Raw genomic sequence first — 16,912 nt, forward strand, 5'->3', positions numbered from 1 at the left:
ATGACTTCGTACGGCGACCCCAACGCCGGCCCCGGGTATGACGACGAGCAATATCGTCAGTCATACCCGGCGCCCGCGCAGAGTTCGGGCCGCGCCTCGGTGCCATCCGCCGACTACGGCTACGACTACTCGTCGAGCGACCAGGCGGACCAAGGGCAGTACTCCGCCAATGGCGGCGGATACGCGCCCCAGGGTGGCGGCTACGGTGGCGCTGACCAGCACGGCTACGGCGACCAGGGCTACGGCCAGGCTCCGGTGAACCCGCCGGTCAGCCCGGCCGCCGGGCGCGCCAGTGTCGGCTCCTCGGCCGGACGTGCGACCGTCGGCGGCCGGGCGGCTGTCGGCTCGGCATCCGTCGGCGGCTCGGCGGGCCGCGCGAGCGTCGCCGGCCGTGCCGGCGTGCGCCCCGCGGGCCTCGACACGGACGACGAGGACCGGCCTGCCGGCAAGGGCAAGAACGGCAAGGTCGGCAAGAACGGCAAGCCCAAGAAGAAACGCAACAAGCTCACCATCGCGCTCGCCGCGGTGGCTGTGCTGATCATGCTCGCCGGCGGCGGGATGATCGCGTTCACCTCGTTCCTGAGCGGCGTGCCCGAGCCGGGCGAGTTCAAGACGCAGGAGAACACCCTGATCTTCGCCTCCGACGGCAAGACCCAGGTCGCGCAGCTCGGCACGGAGAACCGCCGCATCGTCGACATGTCCGTGCTGGACAAGAAGATCAAGGACACCCTGATCGCGGGTGAGGACCAGGACTTCTACAACCACGACGGCATCGACATCTGGGGCATCGCCCGCGCCGCGTGGAACAACCTCACCGGCGGCGCGACCCAGGGCGCCTCGACGATCACCCAGCAGTACGCCCGCGCCGCGGCGCAGGACCTCGAGGTCACCTACGCCCGCAAGCTGCGCGAGGCGGTCTGGGCCCGCGAGCTGGAGCAGAACCACACCAAGGACCAGATCCTCGGCTACTACGTCAACACGGCGTACTTCGGCCGGGGTGCGACGGGTGTCGGCGCGGCGGCCAGGGCCTACTTCGGCGTCGACGCGGAGAAGCTGACCATCGGTCAGGCGGCGGTGCTCGGCGCGGTGCTCAAGCAGCCCGAGCCGCAGTGCGGTGACGTGGAACTCAAGGACTGCAAGTACAAGGGCTACGACCCGCAGAACGACGAGGCCGCCGCCAAGGACCGCTGGAACTACGTGCTCAACAGCGTGGTGAAGATGAAGACCCTGACGCAGGCCGAGGTGGACGAGGTCAAGGCCAAGGAATACCCCATGCCGATTCCGTTCACCCCCGGCGGTAAGAACAACGCCACCTGGGGCATCAAGGGGTCCAGCACCGGTCCGGTGATCAACTACATCAAGAAGGAGATGGAGACTCCGGAGGTCAAGAAGGCGCTGGAGGCCATCGGCATCACGGACTGGAAGAACGGCGGCCTGCGGATCACGCTGACCATCAACGCCAAGGCACAGGCGGAGCTGGAGAAGCGGCTCTACCGGGAGTACACGGTCACCGAGGGCTGCACGGACGTCAAGACCAAGAAGGCCATCCCGTTCACGCTGGCCGAGGACGGAAAGACCAAGCTCGGTGCCGACGGCAAGCCGCTGTCGACCGATGACAAGAAGGTCGTCTGCCGGTCCGACGTCTCCAAGGTCACCGACAAGTCGACCTCGCTGCTGAACAAGTACCCGAAGAACGTCACGGCGGCCGCCGTCGCCATCGACCCGCAGACCGGCGGGGTGCTCGCCTACTACGGCGGCATGGACGGCACCACGTACGACAAGGCCGGCAAGAACGGCGAGGGCGGCCCGTTCGTCAGCGGCGGGCACTCCCCCGCGTCGTCCTTCAAGATCTACACTCTGGCCGCGGCGGTCGCGCACGACATCTCGGTGGAGTCGCACTGGGACCCGACCCCGTTCGTCCCGAAGGGCGCCAAGAGCGAGATCCGCAACGCCGGCCGGGACGGCAGCGATGCGGGTTGCGACACGAACTGCACGCTCGCCGTGATGGCGCAGAAGTCCTTCAACGTGCCGTTCTACAAGGTCACCGCGAAGATCGGCCCGTCCGCGGTGGTGGACATGGCCAAGAAGGCCGGCGTCACCATGATCTGGGACGACGGCAACAAGGCCTTCGACCTCACCAAGACGAAGGCGGACTCGGTTCCGCTGGGCAACCACGTCGGCTTCGGGCAGTACCCGATCACCGTGCTCGACCACGCCTCGGGCATCGCCACCTTCGCGGCGAACGGCGTCTACCACGCGCCGCACTTCATCGCGAAGGTCGAGCGCAAGTCGACCGAGGACGGCAAGGTCGTGTGGAAGCCGGTGCCCGGCACCGGGGCGAAGACCAAGGGCGAGCCGCGCATCGAGCCGCGCATCGTCGGCGAGGTCAACGCCGTGCTGAAGAACTACAGCGGCACCAAGCTGAACGACCGCGACTCGGTCTCCAAGTCGGGCACCTGGCAGGCCAGCGACAAGTTCAAGGGCGAGAACTCCAGCGCCTGGTATGTCGGCTACACGCCGCAGATCGCGACCGCGGTCTGGGTCGGCAACTACCTGCACGAGTCCGAGCCGATCCGGGACCCCAACAAAAACAAGATCGGCAGTGGCAACCTGCCGAAGACGATCTGGAAGCAGTTCATGGACAAGGCCGACGACGTGCTCGGCTTCAAGGCCAAGCCGATCGAGGTCGGCTGCGGCGGCTGCATCGGCGACACGGGCGCCGGCGACGGCAAGGAGAGCCCGACCCCGGACCCGAACGCCTGCTTCCTCAACCCGCAGCAGCCGGGCTGCGAGAACCAGCCCGGTAACCCGGGCAACCCTGGTGACCCGAACAACCCCAACCCGAACCCGACGCCGTCGGGCACCGGCGGTGGTGGGATCTGCATACCGCGGCCGGGCAAAACCTGCCCGTGACCGCCGGCTGACCGAAGAGGGACCCCCGCGTGGGTCCCTCTTCGTCTGTCCGGGCATCGACGACGCGGGAAGCGCCTTGCTGCACTTCCCAGGTTTCTGAGGCAGGATGTCGGGCTATGAGTGATGTTCGTGAGCACGTGGTGTCACCCGCCGGGGAGGACGGCTTCGTCCGGGGGCTCAGCGAGGCGATCGGCGGACCGCGCGGCGAGCACGCCGTGCCCGAGACACCCTCGCGCGGCGGGCGGTTCTGGACGGCCGCGCGGATCGTGCTCGCGCTCACCTGCCTGACGCTGGCGCTGCACTGGGTCCAGAAGTCGCCCTGCCGGGACGGCGCGTGGGCCGACCACAGCCAGTACACCCAGTTCTGCTACACCGACGTGCTGGCGCTGTACTACGCCGAGCACCTCAACGAGGGCATGGTGCCCTACGTCGACTACCCGGTGGAGTACCCGGTGCTGACCGGCGCGTTCATGGGCGCGCTGGGGCTGCCGATCCACGCGCTCGGCGAGAAGAACAGCGCGATCCCGCAGGCGACGCTGTTCTACGACACCAACGCGTTCGTGCTCAGCCTGTTCGCCATCGCCTCGGTCGCCATGATCCTGTCGCTGCGGCGGCGCAGACCGTGGGACGCGGCGCTGTTCGCGCTGTCCCCGGTGCTGCTGGTCACCGCGACGGTCAACTGGGACATGCTGGCCATCGTGCTGGCGGTGGCCGGGATATGGCTGTGGGCGAAGAAGTATCCGGCCGCGGCGGGGGTGATGCTGGGCCTGGGCATGGCGGCGAAACTCTGGCCGGCCTTCCTGTTCCTGCCGATCTTGATCGTCTCGCTGCGCTCGAAGCAGTACGCCGCACTCGTCAACTCGATCGCGGCCGGGGTGATCGCCTGGTTGGCGGTGAACGTGCCGGTCATGCTGATCAACTTCGAGAACTGGCGGCGCTTTCTCGACCTCAACTCCGAACGCATCATCGACTGGGGCACCTCCTGGTACGTCGGCCGCCACTTCGACCCGTTCGGGCTCGAGCTGTGGAACAACGTCCCGCTGGTGACCAACCTGTCGCTGGGCCTGTTCGTGCTGTCCTGCGTGGGCCTGCTGGTGTTCGGCCTGCGGGTGAAGACGCCGCCGCGGCTGGCGCAACTGGCGTTCCTGGTCGTCGCGATCTTCCTGATCACCAACAAGGTGTGGTCGCAGCAGTTCACGCTGTGGCTGCTGCCGCTGCTGGTGCTGGCCCGCCCGAAGTGGCCCGCCTTCCTGGCCTGGCAGCTCGCCGAGGTCTGCTACTTCATCGCCTTCTACGGCGAGCTGATGGGCGCCTCGGGCAAGCAGGTCTTCCCCGAAGGCGTGTTCATCTTCGCCTCGGTGCTGCGCCTGTCCACCGTGATCCTGCTCGTGGTGCTGGTGATCCGGGACATGGTCCGCCCGGAACTGGACGTGGTGCGGCGCACGTACGCCGACACCGACACTCCCGACCCGGACGGCGGCCCGGCCAACGAGCCGACAGCGGCCGAGCCGGCCACCGAGCGGGGAGTGCCCGCGCTCGCCTAGCTGCCCGACCAGACGGCAAGAGCCCCCGCCACCAGGATCGTCTCCCTGGTGACGGGGGCTCCGTCGTGCCGCCTGCCTACGACAGGGTGAAGACGACCGCGTCCGGCGCGTCGGTGCGCTGCACCCCGAGACCGTCCGCGGGCGCGGTCAGGGCCGGCTCGTACGGCGTGCCCTTGGCCTCCTCCCGCAGCACCAGCACGGTCTTGACGCCGAGCTCGCGCAGCCGGTTGACGCTGGCCTGATCCGGGAACGTCTTGGTCAGCTCCCGGATCTCGGTGAGCGTGGCCGGGGTGAAGCCGCTGTTGCCGTTGACGATCGGCGCCATCCGGTCCGTGGACCAGGCCATCACCTTCATGTCCATCAGCGCGTCGCTGGGCAGCACCAGCATCGGCGCCTGCGCGGTCGCCATGGACGGCGGCTGCAGCGGCACCACCGGGTGCTCGGTCACGTTCAGGCCCTCCGCCAGCACCAACAGCAGCGGCAGGAAGGTGGCCAGCCGCAGCAGCGGGTGCGGGCGGGACGGCACCCGGTCCTCCGCGACCGTCTTGGCCTGCTCGACGAACGCGGTCACCGCGCCGGCGGCCAGGATCGCCAGCAGCAGCGTGGTCCAGATGACGAGCCGACCAGGGGTGCGGATGCCGCTCCAGCCCGGCAGGATGTCGTACAGCGTCAGGTAGCCGGGGCGGCCGCCGAAGAACTTGGTGCCCATGGCCAGGATCACCGTCAGCAGCACGCCGCCGAACAGCAGCAGCCGCTGGCGCAGGGTCCAGATCGACATGATCAGTCCGGCGAAGGCCAGGCCGTAGAGCACGAAGCCGGGCAGCAGGCTGGTCTCCCCCGCCGCCCAGCCCAGCGCCTCGCGGGCGCCGGAGTGCGCCTCGCCCCACGGCATCGACTGGGCGGGGCTGGTGAAGAAGCCGAGCACCGGCGGCGAATACCAGCTGACCTCGACGTCGGAGCGCTCGGCGTACGGGTGCAGCTCCAGGACCTTGAAGTAGGCCAGCGCCATCAGGCCGCCGGTCGCGGCGAAGAAGAAGCCGCCGACGGCGTTGCAGGCCAGCAGCATCCAGCCGAACGGCTTCGGCTCGCTCCAGAACCACTTGCGGCGTACGAAGTACGTGATCACCGAGGTGAGCGCGATCGTCGCCAGCACGTACGCGAAGGGCAGGCCGATGCCGAAGCCGAGGCTGATCTGCCAGGCGGCGACCAGCCAGCCCGCCAGCACCCAGCCCGGCTTGCGCAGCTCCGGGCGGTAGCCGTGGCGCAGCGAGTAACCGTGCCCGCGCGCCAGCATGGCCAGCGCGAGGGCGATGCCGCCGACCGACATCACGTGCATGTGCCCGGCCTGAGCCAGCCGCCACGGCGCGTACGCGAACGCGGCGCCCGCCACGGCCGCCCCGGTCTTGCCCGAGCCCAGCTGCCGCACCAGCACGTACGCCCCGAAGAAGGCGAGCGCGTGCAGCAGCACGTACATGATGTTGTAGCGGACCAGCGCCGCCTCCAGCCCGGTGCCGAACAGGCCGGCGGGCGCGTAGCCGAGCAGGGTGTCGGAGAAGGCGAAACTGTACTTCTCCGGGTAGAAGCTGTTGGAGTTCCACAGCTGGGACCAGTCGGTCTTGAGCACGTGCCCGGACCAGGCCATCTGCCACGCCTGCAGGGTGGGGTCGCCGGTGTCCTGGGGGATCGTGTACGCCGGGTAGCGCAGGGTGGGCCAGGTCATCGCCACGGCGAGCGCCAGCGACGCGTACGCGGCCAGGGCCCACTCGTGCAGCAGCGCACGCCCGGTGCCCCGTAGCACCCGGCGCAGCCTGGTCGGCTTCTCCTCCTCCGTCGCCGGGCTGAACCGGGCGAAGGCGTCGTCCTCGACCGGCTCCGGTTCGGGTGCGGCGTGGCGAGGGGCAACCGGTTCCTTGACGGCGGTCGGCTCCTTGGCGGGCGCGGCGTCGGTCCCGTTCACAGGTTCCCCTCTACTGGTGTGCGCGCAGGTACGCGATGTCGGCGGACTGACCCTCCGCCCCGCCGGGCGTCTCCACCACGGCGGGCGCGCCGGCGGCGCGCACCACGGCGGCCACCAGCTCGGGGTCGATCATCCCGGGTTCAACGTTCTTGACTGTCAGATTGTCGTGCCGATCGCGGCCGGAGTCGAATCCGTCTCGCGATCCGTTCGCATGCACGAGGTCGATGCGCCCGGTGATGGACTTCACCCGGTCCACGATGTCGAGCAGCTCCTCGCCGCCCGCATGGGCGTGGCAGGTGTCCAGGCAGAAACCCACGCCGAACTCGCCGACCGCGTCCCAGAGCCGGGCCAGCTCGTCGAAGCGCCGGGCGCAGGCGTTGTCGCCGCCCGCCGTGTTCTCGATCAGGACCCGGGTCGGCAGGCCGCCGTCGTCCTGCGCCTTCTGCAGCGCCTTGCGCCAGTTGTCGATGCCGACCGCGACGTCCTCGCCCTTGTTGACGTGACCGCCGTGAACGATGAGGCCGCTGGCACCCACCGTGGCGGCCGCGGCGGCGTGCTGGCCGAGCAGCTTGCGGCTGGGGATGCGGATCCGGTTGTTCGTCGATGCGAGATTGAGCACATAAGGGGCGTGCACGAAGATCTCCACCGAACTGGCCCGCAGCGCCTCGGCGTCCGGCCGGATCTCCGGGGCCTTCCAGCCCTGTGGATCGGCGAGGAAGAACTGCACGACATCGGCGTTTCGCGCGGTCGCCTCAGCTAGTGGATCTTCATAATCGACGTGAGCCCCGATAAGCATTCGACCAGTATTACCGCTCCGCTCCGCACGCGCTCGGGTCGCATGCGCAACCGGAGCCGGTTTGTTGCGTTGATTTCTATGCCGCACCGTGCTCCCCCAGCCGGGGACCTTGCGGGGCGTGCCTCCTCGCCCCCCGCGAGGCGACCGGATCCGGGGCGCACGCCCCAGGGGGAGATGCGCTCATGTCGTACGCCATTCGTCGGCGAGCCGCGGCCTTCGCGGCGGCCGGACTTCTCGCGGGCCTGCCGCTGCTCGCCGCCAGCCCGGCCGGAGCCGCGGAGCCCGAGGCGGCGCCCGGCGTCAGCTTCAGTGGCGGCGGTCTCGGTCTGCTGCTGTGCGGCTCCAAGCCGGCCACCACGAAGATCACCGTCAACGCCGAGGCGAAGGTGCGCCTCACCAACGGCCTGGGCCAGGGTGCCACGCTGAAGATCGACGGCAAGGACAGCGCGGAGGTCGCCGACGGCGAGACGGTGGAGGTCCAGTTCCACCGGGGGCCGGTCAAGGTGGCCATGGTGCCCGAATGCCTGCTGAACCTGAACCCGACCTTCGAGCCGCTGACGGTCGACGTCGTCAATCGCTCGACCTCGACCCCGTCGAGCAGCAGTTCGAGCAGCGGCGGGCAGGGCAGCGGGTCGACGCCGAGCCGCAAGCCGTCCGCCAAGCCCAGCCCTACGAAGGCGGCGGGCCAGCCGAGCTCCAGCCGGTCGACGAGCCGCAACGACCCGCCGGCCCCTGGCACCGAGGAGCCGGACGTGGCCGCGCCGGAGGAGACCCTGTTCCCGACCCCCGGTGAGGACGACGGCGAGCCGGCCGGGGCGCAGGAGTCCCCACCCGCGGTGTCGGTGGTCGGTGGCAGTGAGACGCTCGACTCCACCCGGGTGTCGTCCACCTCTCCCGACAAGGGGCCAATCGGACTTCTTGCAATTATCGCGACAGTGTGTGTCGTTGGTGTTGCAGCCGGGGCAATCCGCGCTATTATCGCTCAGCGAGCAACTCGGGCAGAGTTCGCGTAGAATATTAAATACTCCGCGGGGCGCTTCTCTCCAACATCGTCGGTGTGGTCGTTCCTCCCCAGGTCCCACCCAGCAGTTCGGATAGAGCGCCCCGCGGTCCTCCTCGACGAGACGCGGCCACCGCACCGGTGGCCGCGTCTCGCTGTCTGTCCGCATGCCGACGCGGCCTCGTGGGGGTCGGCCGACCGCGGTGGGGACGGCGACGCCGGGGGCGGGCGGCCGACCAGGTAACATGGTCGGGTTCCGTGTGCCGCGGGCCTATCCCGCGGCATTCGCATGGAACGACGCAGACCTCCTGCTACGGACAGTCCGTAGCCGAAGAGGCCGGTCACCGGTCTCGCCAAGCCCATAGGAGGTGAGTACGTCTTGCGTCACTACGAAGTAATGGTCATCCTCGACGCCAGTCTCGAGGAGCGCACCGTCGCCCCGTCGCTCGACACGTACCTCAACGTGATCCGCACTTCGGGTGGTTCGGTCGAGAAGCTCGATGTGTGGGGCCGTCGCCGGCTCTCCTTCGAGATCAACAAGAAGACCGAGGGCATCTACGCCGTCATCGACCTGCAGGCCACGCCTGCGGCCGTTGCCGAGCTGGACCGCCAGCTGCGACTCAACGAGTCGGTGCTGCGCACCAAGGTCATCCGTCCGGAAGTCCGCTGACTTCCTGACACCCGCGACGCCCGGACCACTTCACGTGTGCTGTCGCATCCCTGTGGGAACCTTTGCGGCAGAACATATGTGAACCGAGGAGAAGGTCATGGCTGGAGAAACCACCATCACGGTCATCGGCAATCTTGTCGACGACCCTGAGCTGCGCTTCACCCCGTCGGGTGCGGCAGTGGCGAAGTTCCGTCTCGCATCGACCCCCCGCACGCTGGACCGCGCGTCCGGCGAGTGGAAGGACGGCGAGCCGCTCTTCCTGTCCTGCAACATGTGGCGGCAGATGGCGGAGAACGTAGCCGAGTCGCTGCAGAAGGGCTCCCGCGTCATCGTCTCCGGACGACTGCGTCAGCGGTCGTACGAGACGAAGGAGGGCGAGAAGCGCACGGTCTACGAGCTGGAAGTCGACGAGATCGGCCCGTCGCTGCGGTATGCCACGGCGAAGGTGCAGAAGATGTCGCGTTCCGGCGGCGGAGGCGGTGGGGGCTACGGCTCCGGCTCCAGCGGCGGCGGCAACAGCTCCGGCGGCGGCGGAGGTTTCTCCGACGACCCGTGGGCGACGGCTGCTCCCGCAGGCGGTTCGGGTGGCGGCAATTTCGACGACGAGCCACCGTTCTGACAGGTGACCGTGCACGGTCCCCGGTCAGTGGAAACAGACTGAGGTAGAGATCATGGCGAAGGCTGCGGCCCTGCGCAAACCGAAGAAGAAGGTGAACCCGCTCGACAAGGAGGGGATCACCTACATCGACTACAAGGACACCGCGCTGCTGCGCAAGTTCATCTCCGACCGCGGCAAGATCCGCGCGCGACGGGTGACCGGCGTTACCACGCAGCAGCAGCGGCAGATCGCTCGGGCGGTCAAGAACGCCCGCGAGATGGCGCTCCTGCCGTACACCACCACCGGTCGCTGAGAGGAGGGCACCTGATGAAGATCATTCTGACGCACGAGGTGTCCGGTCTCGGCACCCCCGGCGACATCGTTGAGGTCAAGGCCGGCTTCGGCCGTAACTACCTGCTCCCCCAGGGTTTCGCGATCCTGTGGACCAAGGGCGCGGAGAAGCAGGTCGAGTCGATCAAGCGGGCCCGTGGGGCTCGTGAGGTCCGCGACCTGGGTCACGCCAACGAGATCAAGTCGCAGCTCGAGGGCCTGAAGGTCACCCTGTCGGCGCGCGCCGGCCAGGGCGGCCGTCTGTTCGGCTCCGTGACCGCGAACGAGGTCGCCGAGGCGGTCAAGACCGCGGGCGGTCCGACGCTGGACAAGCGCAAGATCGAGCTGCCGGCCGCCATCAAGTCGACCGGTGGCTACACGGTGCAGATCAAGCTGCACCCGGACGTGACCGCCAAGTTCAACCTGAACGTGGTCGCCTCCAAGTAAGGCACTCGCAACACAGCGGCAGGCCCCCGGACCGATCGGTCCGGGGGCCTGCCGCCGTTCCGGGTCAGGAAAGCCGCTGGGCAGTGCGGATCAGTTCGGCGAGGTCGTCGACGGGGCGCTCGTCGAGCCGGGCGGCGGCCTCGTCGGCGATCTTCGCGAGGTCGGTCAGCCGTACGGCGCCGGCGCCCTCACCGCCGCGCAGCGCGACGGCGAAGAAGGCGGCCGTGTAGCACACCCGCAGCCGCACGTCCGCGCCGGTGAAGTCCCCGGACAGGTCGCCGACCGCGATCGACTCGTACGTCTCGGACGGCTGCTTCGTGCTCGGGTCCAGCCAGCGCACCCGCACCTCCGCGACGCGGCCGGTGGCCTCGGCCTTGAGACGCACCAGGTAGAGGGCGGTCACCGAGTGGCCGGGGCCCACCTCGCCGCCGTCGACCCGGTCGTTGCGGAAGTCGTCGTCGGCGACCTGGCGGTTCTCGTAACCGATCAGCTCGTAGGACGCGACGGTCTTGGCGTCGAACTGCACCTGCGCCTTGGCGTCCAGGGCACGCAGCGCCAGCGTGGCGGGCAGCCGCCGCACGAAGACGTCGCGGGCTTCGCGGCGCTCGGAGACGTACACCACGAAGCCGTCGCCGCGGTCGGCCAGCCGCTCCATCAGCTCGTCGCCGTAGTCGCTGCCGACACCCACACCCAGCAGCGCGATCTCCTTGTCCGCCTCCTCACGGACCTGGCGCAGCATGCGGTCGGCGTCGGTGGTGCCGGTGTTGGCCAGGCCGTCGGAAAGCAGGATGACCCGGTTGCTGAAGCCCTCACGGAATCCGTCGCGCGCGGTCTCGTACCCGGTGACCAGGCCGTCGCCGAGGTTGGTGCTGCCACCGGCCTTCAGCGAGTCGATGGCGGCGTGCAGCCGCTGCTTCTCCGACACCCGGGTCATCTCGCGGACCAGCTTGGCCTTGTCGCTGAAGGTCACGATCGCCACCGCGTCGGTGGGGCGCAGCTGGTCGACGAGCGTGTGCAACGCGTCCTGCACCAGGCCGAGGCGGTCGGGGTCGTCCATGGAGCCGGACACGTCGATGACGAACGTGAGCGCGGCGTTCTTGCGCTGCTCGCTGTCCTCCCCGCGGGTCTGCAGGCCGATGCGCAGCAGCCGGGTGTCGCGGGACGCCTCGTGCGAGGCGGGCAGCCGCGAACCGTCCACGTGCACGGCGAAGCCGTCGCCCTTCGGCTGCGCGTAGTGCTGGTCGAACGAGTTGACGAACTCCTCCGGGCGCACGGTGTCCGGGGCGGGACGGCGGCCGTCGCGCAGCCGTCCGGCGGCGTAGCCGTACGAGGCGGTGTCGACATCGAGGGCGAACGTGGACAGGTCGTCCCGCGAGGGACGCTGCGGGCCGGTCTCGTTCTGCGCGCCGTCGCCTCTGCTGGGTGGGTTTGGGGCACTGTCCGGCGCGTCGCTGGAGCCGCAGCCGGCCAGGGCGATCAGGGTGCAGAACACGACCGCGGCGCTCTTCAGTCTCATCGGGACCTCCCGTGAAGCCGGTCCGGGCCGGGTGATTCCGGCCGGGTCGGATACCGGACTTCATAGCAAGCGCATTGATGATCATTTACCGCTTCCGTGGCGCACCTGAGACGAAAGCGGAACCGGCCGTGACCAAACCGTGCGCTCGCCGTGATCTGGCGGGAGTGCCTCAGATGATGCTGAGCAGGACGGTGGTCGCGCCGCCGGCCACCACGGCCGAGCAGAAGCCGATGGTGGCCGCGCGCCAGCTGTCGCTCGCCCAGCGCAGCACCGCCGCCATGGCGAGGGCGCCGAGCAGCGCCAGGCCCCAGCGGGGGGAACCGGCGATGAGATCGCCGAGGGCGGCCGAGCGTGCCGACTCGCAGCCGCCCAGGCCGGCCGCGACGCAGGCGGCGTCGGGCTCGCCGGACAGCAGCAGTGCCCGCACGATCAGCACCACCAGCGGCACGGCGTAGAAGCCGGACGCCCACAGCAGGGCGGTCCAGTAGTCGCGTTCGGTGTGGGCCGGCGCGCCATGACCGTACTCGTGACCGGTGCGCGCCTCCGGCGGGCGGAGATCGGCGAGGTTGTCCGGCCAACGGTCGTCGTAGCTGTCGTAGCTGTCGTAGCTGTCGTAGTTGTCGCCGGTGACGTAGGTGTGGAACCCCGCGTCGGCGGGCGGGCCGTAGTCGGTGGACTGGCCGTGATCGTCGGCCGGGCCGTAGCGGTCGGCCGCGGAGCGCTGCCGGGGCACGGCGGGATCCGACGGGTGCGGCCAGCCGCCCGCCCTGGTGTTGGGCGTGGCAGGCTGCTGCGCTCCCCGGCCGTCACCCTGCGCCGACCAATCCGGATATCCCACGGTCGGAGCCTGTCGGAGACCGATATCCCAGGCAATCCCCCGAACCGGCGAGAATAGGCAGCTGGCGATCTTATGATCTGCGCCACGCCGGGCGAAAATCTTGGAAAGAATCTTGTTTGCACAGCCTGTGTGGAGAGAAATAGCAGGTCAAAGCGTTATCCACAGGGTGTGGGGGAAAGTTGTCCACACCCTGTGCACAGGGTCCCCCACAGCCTGGGGCGGGTTGTCCACAGGTTGCCCCCAGCCTCGTCCCCACGGGTGTTTGTGCGGGGTGATTCACGCGCCTAGGGTCAATCGAATCGGGTTCTGAGGGAGGCGCCGTGACATCGGTCGGGGACGGCGTACGCGGGCAGTTCACCGCGGCCCAGGCAGCCCCGGCGGCCGAGCAGGTGCCCTTCGAGAAGACTCCCCCGCAGGACGTGGCCGCGGAGCAGTGCGTGCTCGGCGGCATGATGCTCTCCAAGGACGCCATCGCGGACGTGGTCGAGATCCTGCGGGCGAACGACTTCTACCGCCCCGCCCACTCCACCATCTTCGAGGCCGTGCTCGGCCTCTACGGCCGCGGCGAGCCCGCCGACGCGATCACGGTCGCGGCGGTGCTGGAGAGCGCCGGCGACCTGGCCCGCATCGGCGGCGCGCCGTACCTGCACACGCTCATCTCGACGGTGCCGACCGCGGCCAACGCGTCCTACTACGCCCGCATCGTCAGCGAGCGCGCCGTGCTGCGCCGCCTGGTCGAGGCCGGCACGAAGATCGTGCAACTGGGCTACGGCTCCGCGGCCGGCTCCGGCCGCGACGTCGACGACGTGGTGGATCTCGCCCAGCAGGCCATCTACGACGTGACCGAGCGCCGGGTCAGCGAGGACTTCGCCATCCTCGCCGACATGATCCAGCCGACGCTGGACGAGATCGAGGCGGTGGGCGCGGCCGACGGCAGCATGCGCGGCGTGCCGACCGGCTTCAGCGACCTCGACCGACTGCTCAGCGGCCTCCAGCCCGGACAATTGATCATTGTTGCTGGAAGACCTGGTTTGGGCAAGTCGACGGCATCTATGGATTTTGCCCGCCATGCTGCGGTTCGAGCCGATATGGCCAGTGCGATCTTCTCGCTGGAAATGTCGAAGACCGAGATCGTGATGCGTCTGCTGTCGGCGGAGGCGCGGGTGCCGCTGCACGTGCTTCGCTCCGGGCAGCTGTCCGACGACGACTGGACCAAGCTCGCCCGGTGCATGGGCGAGATCTCCGAAGCGCCGATCTTCGTCGACGACACCCCGAACATGAACCTGATGGAGATCCGGGCCAAGGCGCGCCGTCTCAAGCAGCGGCACAACCTGAAGCTGATCGTCGTCGACTACCTCCAGCTGATGAGCTCGCCGAAGAAGACCGAGAGCCGCCAGCAGGAGGTCTCCGAACTGTCGCGTGGCCTCAAGCTGCTGGCCAAGGAGGTCGAATGCCCGGTGATCGCGGTCAGCCAGCTGAACCGTGGCCCCGAGCAGCGCACCGACAAGCGGCCGCAGCTGTCGGACCTGCGTGAGTCCGGCTCGATCGAGCAGGACGCCGACGTCGTGATCCTGCTGCACCGCGACGACTACTACGACAAGGAGTCGCCGCGCGCGGGCGAGGCCGACTTCATCGTGGCCAAGCACCGTAACGGCCCGACCGACACCATCACCGTCGCCGCGCAGCTGCACTTCTCGCGCTTCGTGGACATGGCGATCTGACCGCAGGCCCGCAGACGTGCGCAGGCAGTGGGACGTGCTCGCGGTGATCTCCGCGGGCGGCGTGCTCGGCGCGCTGGCCCGCCATGCGGTGAGCCGGGCCGTGCCGGCCTCCCCCACCGGGTTCCCGTGGGGGATCTTCGCAGTCAACGCCACCGGCTGCCTGCTCATCGGCGTGCTGATGGCACTGGTCGCGCACGTGTGGCCGGGGCGGCGGCTGCTGCGCCCGTTCCTCGGCACCGGCGTGCTGGGCGGGTATACCACCTTCTCCGCCTATACCGTCGACATAGTGCGGTTGGCGGACGCCGGAGCGGTCGCGGTCGCGGCGGCGTACCTGGTGGGCACGCTGCTGGTCGCGCTGCCGGCGGTGTACGGCGGGATGGTGGTGACCAGATGGCTGGTACGACGGTGAACGGCCTGCGCCTGACGATCCTGGTCGGCGAGGGCGACCGGTGGCGGCACCGCCCCATGTACACCGAGATCGTGCACCGGGCCCACGCGGCCGGGCTGGCCGGCGCGTCGGTGCTGCGCGGCGTCGAGGGGTTCGGCACGCACTCGCGCATCCACACCGACCGGTTGCTGTCGCTGGCCGAGGAGCTGCCCATGATGGTCGTCATCGTGGACGCGGAGGAACGCGTCCGCGGCTTCCTGCCGTCACTGGCCGAACTGGGTCTGGAGGGCCTGGTCATGCTGGACCCGGTCGAGGTGGTGCGGTGAGCGAGTCTTGCGAGCGAATCCGGCAGGCTCAGGCGCACCGTGACGACGAGCGACGCGAGGAGCAACGGTGACCGTCCTGCTGGTGGCGCTCGGCGCGGCCGTGGGCGCGCCGCTGCGCTACCTGGTGGACCGGGCGGTACAGGCGCGGCACGACGCGGTCTTCCCGTGGGGCACGCTGACCGTGAACGTGGCCGGTTCCTTCGTGCTCGGCCTGCTGACCGGCGGCGCACTGGCCGGGGCCGTGCCGGGCAGCGTGACGGCACTGCTGGGCACCGGGTTCTGCGGCGCGCTGACGACGTACTCCACCTTCGGCTACGAGACGCTCAAGCTCGTCGAGTCGGGCGCCTTCGGCCAGGCCTTCGCCAACGTCGCCGTCAGCGTGGCGACCGGTGTGGCCGCTGCCGCTGCCGGCTACGCCCTGGCTCAGCCCTCTTTCGGTTGATCATGAAGTTGTGCCGGTAACACGCCGTCGACCCGTGCCATAAGTTCATGATCAACACGGAGGGAGGGGCGGAGGGGGAGGGACCAGAGGGCGAAGGCTGCGGGGTAGAGGAGGTAGCCGAAGCGGGTGGCGGGCATCAGGACGATCGCGAGGAGCAGGCCGGTGGCGGTGACCAGGGCTGCCGAGCCGGCGTCACGCGGCGGTCGGCGCAGCAGCCAGAGGCCGACGGCCAGGCCGGCGAGCGCCAGCAGGGCCAGCGCGACGATCCGGCCGGCCGGCAGGTGCTGGGCGATCAGGTAGCCGAGCAGCGGCGACGCGGCGGGGCTGGTGACCAGGCCGTGGCCGGTCGGGAAGCGGATCACGTTCTCGACGAACGCGGCCGGCTCCACCAGCAGTGCCGGGACCAGCACGAGCAGTGGCAGACCGGCGGCGCCCAGGGCGTAGCGGCCGCCCGCCCGGCGGACCAGGGCGTACGCGCCGAGCACCAGCGCGACGGGCCAGGCCAGCAGCTTCATGGCCGCCGCGGCGCCGATCGCCACGCCCGCCCAGCCGAACCGGTGCCGGGCGGCGAGCGCGAAGGCCAGCAGGCACAGCGCCAGCACCGGCAGGTCGTCGCCGCCGGTGGCCAGGGTCAGCGCGCACAGCGGGAGCACGGTCGCGGCCTGCACGGCGCGTACCAGCAGCGCGTCGCGGGCCGCGGTGCCGTCGCGCAGCAACCGCGCCGCGAGCGCCAGGACCAGTGCGGTGACCAGCGCGAACCAGATCCGGGCGTCGGTCCACCAGACGTCGCCGAAAACCGCACGGGGCAGGCCGAACACCGACATGCCCGGCTGGTACGGCGTGTATCCGAGCAGCGGGTCGGGCAGGGCGGCGATGCCGTCGCGCCCCAGGTAGGGCGTACCGCTGTCGAGCAGGCGTCGCGCCGACTCCTCGACGACGAGCACCTCCTCCTGCGCCCGTCCGCTCATCCCGCCCGCCCGCGCGACCGCCTGCCCGACAAGCGGCACCACGGTGACGGCGACCCACGCCCCCGCGACGACCCAAGCCCGCGCGACCACCCCGCTCATCCCCGCCCCCGCCACGCCCGACCCCGGCAAGATCGCCGGACTTGCCTGGCACTCGTGCGCATCTTGGGCACGCTTTCCCGCATCTGCCTGGCAAGTCGAGTGATCGTGAGCGGGCCCGGCGGCGCGGCGACGGCGGTGGCGGGCCAGTTGGACGAGGACAGCGAGGGTCGCGGCGGCGTAGCCCCAGACGGCGATCGCGCCCCAGGCGCGGTGCGAGGTGAGCGTCGAGCCGATCGTGAGCCAGGCGAACAGCGCGGACAGGGCGTACAGGCCGAGGTCGACGGCGAGGCCGTCCCCGGCGCGGTCGATGCTGCGCCAGATGCGGCCAGGTGCGCTGCTCACGCCGTCGCCTCGGGAAA

General features: G+C 69.8%; 16 protein-coding genes. 11 read left to right on the forward strand and 5 right to left on the reverse strand.

Annotated features, from left to right (window positions below):
• The gene (locus tag F9C41_RS21760) at positions 1-2,913 is read left to right on the forward strand and encodes a transglycosylase domain-containing protein (RefSeq protein WP_155388673.1); all 2,913 of its coding nucleotides are present in this window, start codon (positions 1-3) and stop codon (positions 2,911-2,913) included.
• A gap of 116 nt (positions 2,914-3,029) precedes the next feature.
• Positions 3,030-4,457: a glycosyltransferase family 87 protein gene (locus F9C41_RS21765; protein WP_155388674.1), complete on the forward strand. Its 1,428-nt coding sequence runs from the start codon at positions 3,030-3,032 to the stop codon at positions 4,455-4,457.
• A gap of 76 nt (positions 4,458-4,533) precedes the next feature.
• Here F9C41_RS21765 and F9C41_RS21770 read toward each other — a convergent pair whose 3' ends face one another.
• Positions 4,534-6,414 (reverse strand): hypothetical protein, encoded by a 1,881-nt coding sequence (locus tag F9C41_RS21770; protein ID WP_155388675.1) that lies wholly within the window; start codon positions 6,412-6,414, stop codon positions 4,534-4,536.
• Between the two features lie 10 nt (positions 6,415-6,424).
• On the reverse strand, positions 6,425-7,210 hold the full coding sequence (locus F9C41_RS21775; RefSeq protein ID WP_155388809.1) for a deoxyribonuclease IV: 786 nt from the start codon (positions 7,208-7,210) through the stop codon (positions 6,425-6,427).
• 182 nt (positions 7,211-7,392) lie between these two features.
• On the opposite strand from F9C41_RS21775, the gene F9C41_RS21780 reads away from it, so the two are divergent.
• The 5 genes from F9C41_RS21780 (at position 7,393) to rplI (ending at position 10,255) form a co-directional block, all read left to right on the forward strand.
• Complete coding sequence (locus F9C41_RS21780; protein WP_155388676.1) at positions 7,393-8,223, forward strand: hypothetical protein; 831 nt, start codon at positions 7,393-7,395, stop codon at positions 8,221-8,223.
• Positions 8,224-8,589: 366 nt separating this feature from the next.
• The gene (gene rpsF / locus F9C41_RS21785) at positions 8,590-8,880 is read left to right on the forward strand and encodes a 30S ribosomal protein S6 (RefSeq protein WP_155388677.1); all 291 of its coding nucleotides are present in this window, start codon (positions 8,590-8,592) and stop codon (positions 8,878-8,880) included.
• A 97-nt stretch (positions 8,881-8,977) separates the two neighbouring features.
• Positions 8,978-9,499 carry a single-stranded DNA-binding protein gene (locus F9C41_RS21790; RefSeq protein WP_155388678.1) on the forward strand — a complete coding sequence of 174 codons (522 nt, stop codon included), beginning with the start codon at positions 8,978-8,980 and terminating at the stop codon, positions 9,497-9,499.
• A gap of 52 nt (positions 9,500-9,551) precedes the next feature.
• A complete protein-coding gene (gene rpsR, locus F9C41_RS21795) occupies positions 9,552-9,791 on the forward strand; it encodes a 30S ribosomal protein S18 (RefSeq protein ID WP_120317647.1) in 240 nt (79 codons plus the stop codon).
• A gap of 14 nt (positions 9,792-9,805) precedes the next feature.
• Complete coding sequence (rplI, locus tag F9C41_RS21800) at positions 9,806-10,255, forward strand: 50S ribosomal protein L9 (RefSeq protein WP_155388679.1); 450 nt, start codon at positions 9,806-9,808, stop codon at positions 10,253-10,255.
• A 64-nt stretch (positions 10,256-10,319) separates the two neighbouring features.
• Here rplI and F9C41_RS21805 read toward each other — a convergent pair whose 3' ends face one another.
• Positions 10,320-11,771, reverse strand: coding sequence for a vWA domain-containing protein (locus F9C41_RS21805; RefSeq protein ID WP_155388680.1), 1,452 nt, complete (start codon positions 11,769-11,771; stop codon positions 10,320-10,322).
• 169 nt (positions 11,772-11,940) lie between these two features.
• Positions 11,941-12,609, reverse strand: a complete 669-nt coding sequence (locus F9C41_RS21810) for a hypothetical protein (protein ID WP_155388681.1) — start codon at positions 12,607-12,609, stop codon at positions 11,941-11,943.
• A 293-nt stretch (positions 12,610-12,902) separates the two neighbouring features.
• Here F9C41_RS21810 and dnaB point away from each other — a divergent pair, with 293 nt between their 5' ends.
• The 4 genes from dnaB (at position 12,903) to crcB (F9C41_RS21830) (ending at position 15,486) form a co-directional block, all read left to right on the forward strand.
• Positions 12,903-14,330 (forward strand): replicative DNA helicase, encoded by a 1,428-nt coding sequence (dnaB, locus tag F9C41_RS21815; protein WP_456236818.1) that lies wholly within the window; start codon positions 12,903-12,905, stop codon positions 14,328-14,330.
• Positions 14,331-14,346: 16 nt separating this feature from the next.
• Positions 14,347-14,739 (forward strand): fluoride efflux transporter CrcB, encoded by a 393-nt coding sequence (crcB, locus tag F9C41_RS21820; RefSeq protein WP_155388683.1) that lies wholly within the window; start codon positions 14,347-14,349, stop codon positions 14,737-14,739.
• Positions 14,721-15,044 (forward strand): DUF190 domain-containing protein, encoded by a 324-nt coding sequence (locus F9C41_RS21825; RefSeq protein WP_155388684.1) that lies wholly within the window; start codon positions 14,721-14,723, stop codon positions 15,042-15,044. The genes crcB (F9C41_RS21820) and F9C41_RS21825 overlap by 19 nt, the downstream gene beginning before the upstream one ends.
• Positions 15,045-15,111: 67 nt before the next feature.
• Positions 15,112-15,486: a fluoride efflux transporter CrcB gene (gene crcB, locus F9C41_RS21830; RefSeq protein WP_155388685.1), complete on the forward strand. Its 375-nt coding sequence runs from the start codon at positions 15,112-15,114 to the stop codon at positions 15,484-15,486.
• On the opposite strand, the gene F9C41_RS21835 is transcribed toward crcB (F9C41_RS21830), so the two are convergent.
• A complete protein-coding gene (locus F9C41_RS21835; protein ID WP_230689852.1) occupies positions 15,468-16,895 on the reverse strand; it encodes a glycosyltransferase 87 family protein in 1,428 nt (475 codons plus the stop codon). The genes crcB (F9C41_RS21830) and F9C41_RS21835 overlap by 19 nt on opposite strands.
• Positions 16,896-16,912: the final 17 nt, after the last annotated feature.

The organism is Catellatospora paridis, assembly GCF_009720365.1.
GTDB lineage: Bacteria > Actinomycetota > Actinomycetes > Mycobacteriales > Micromonosporaceae > Catellatospora > Catellatospora paridis.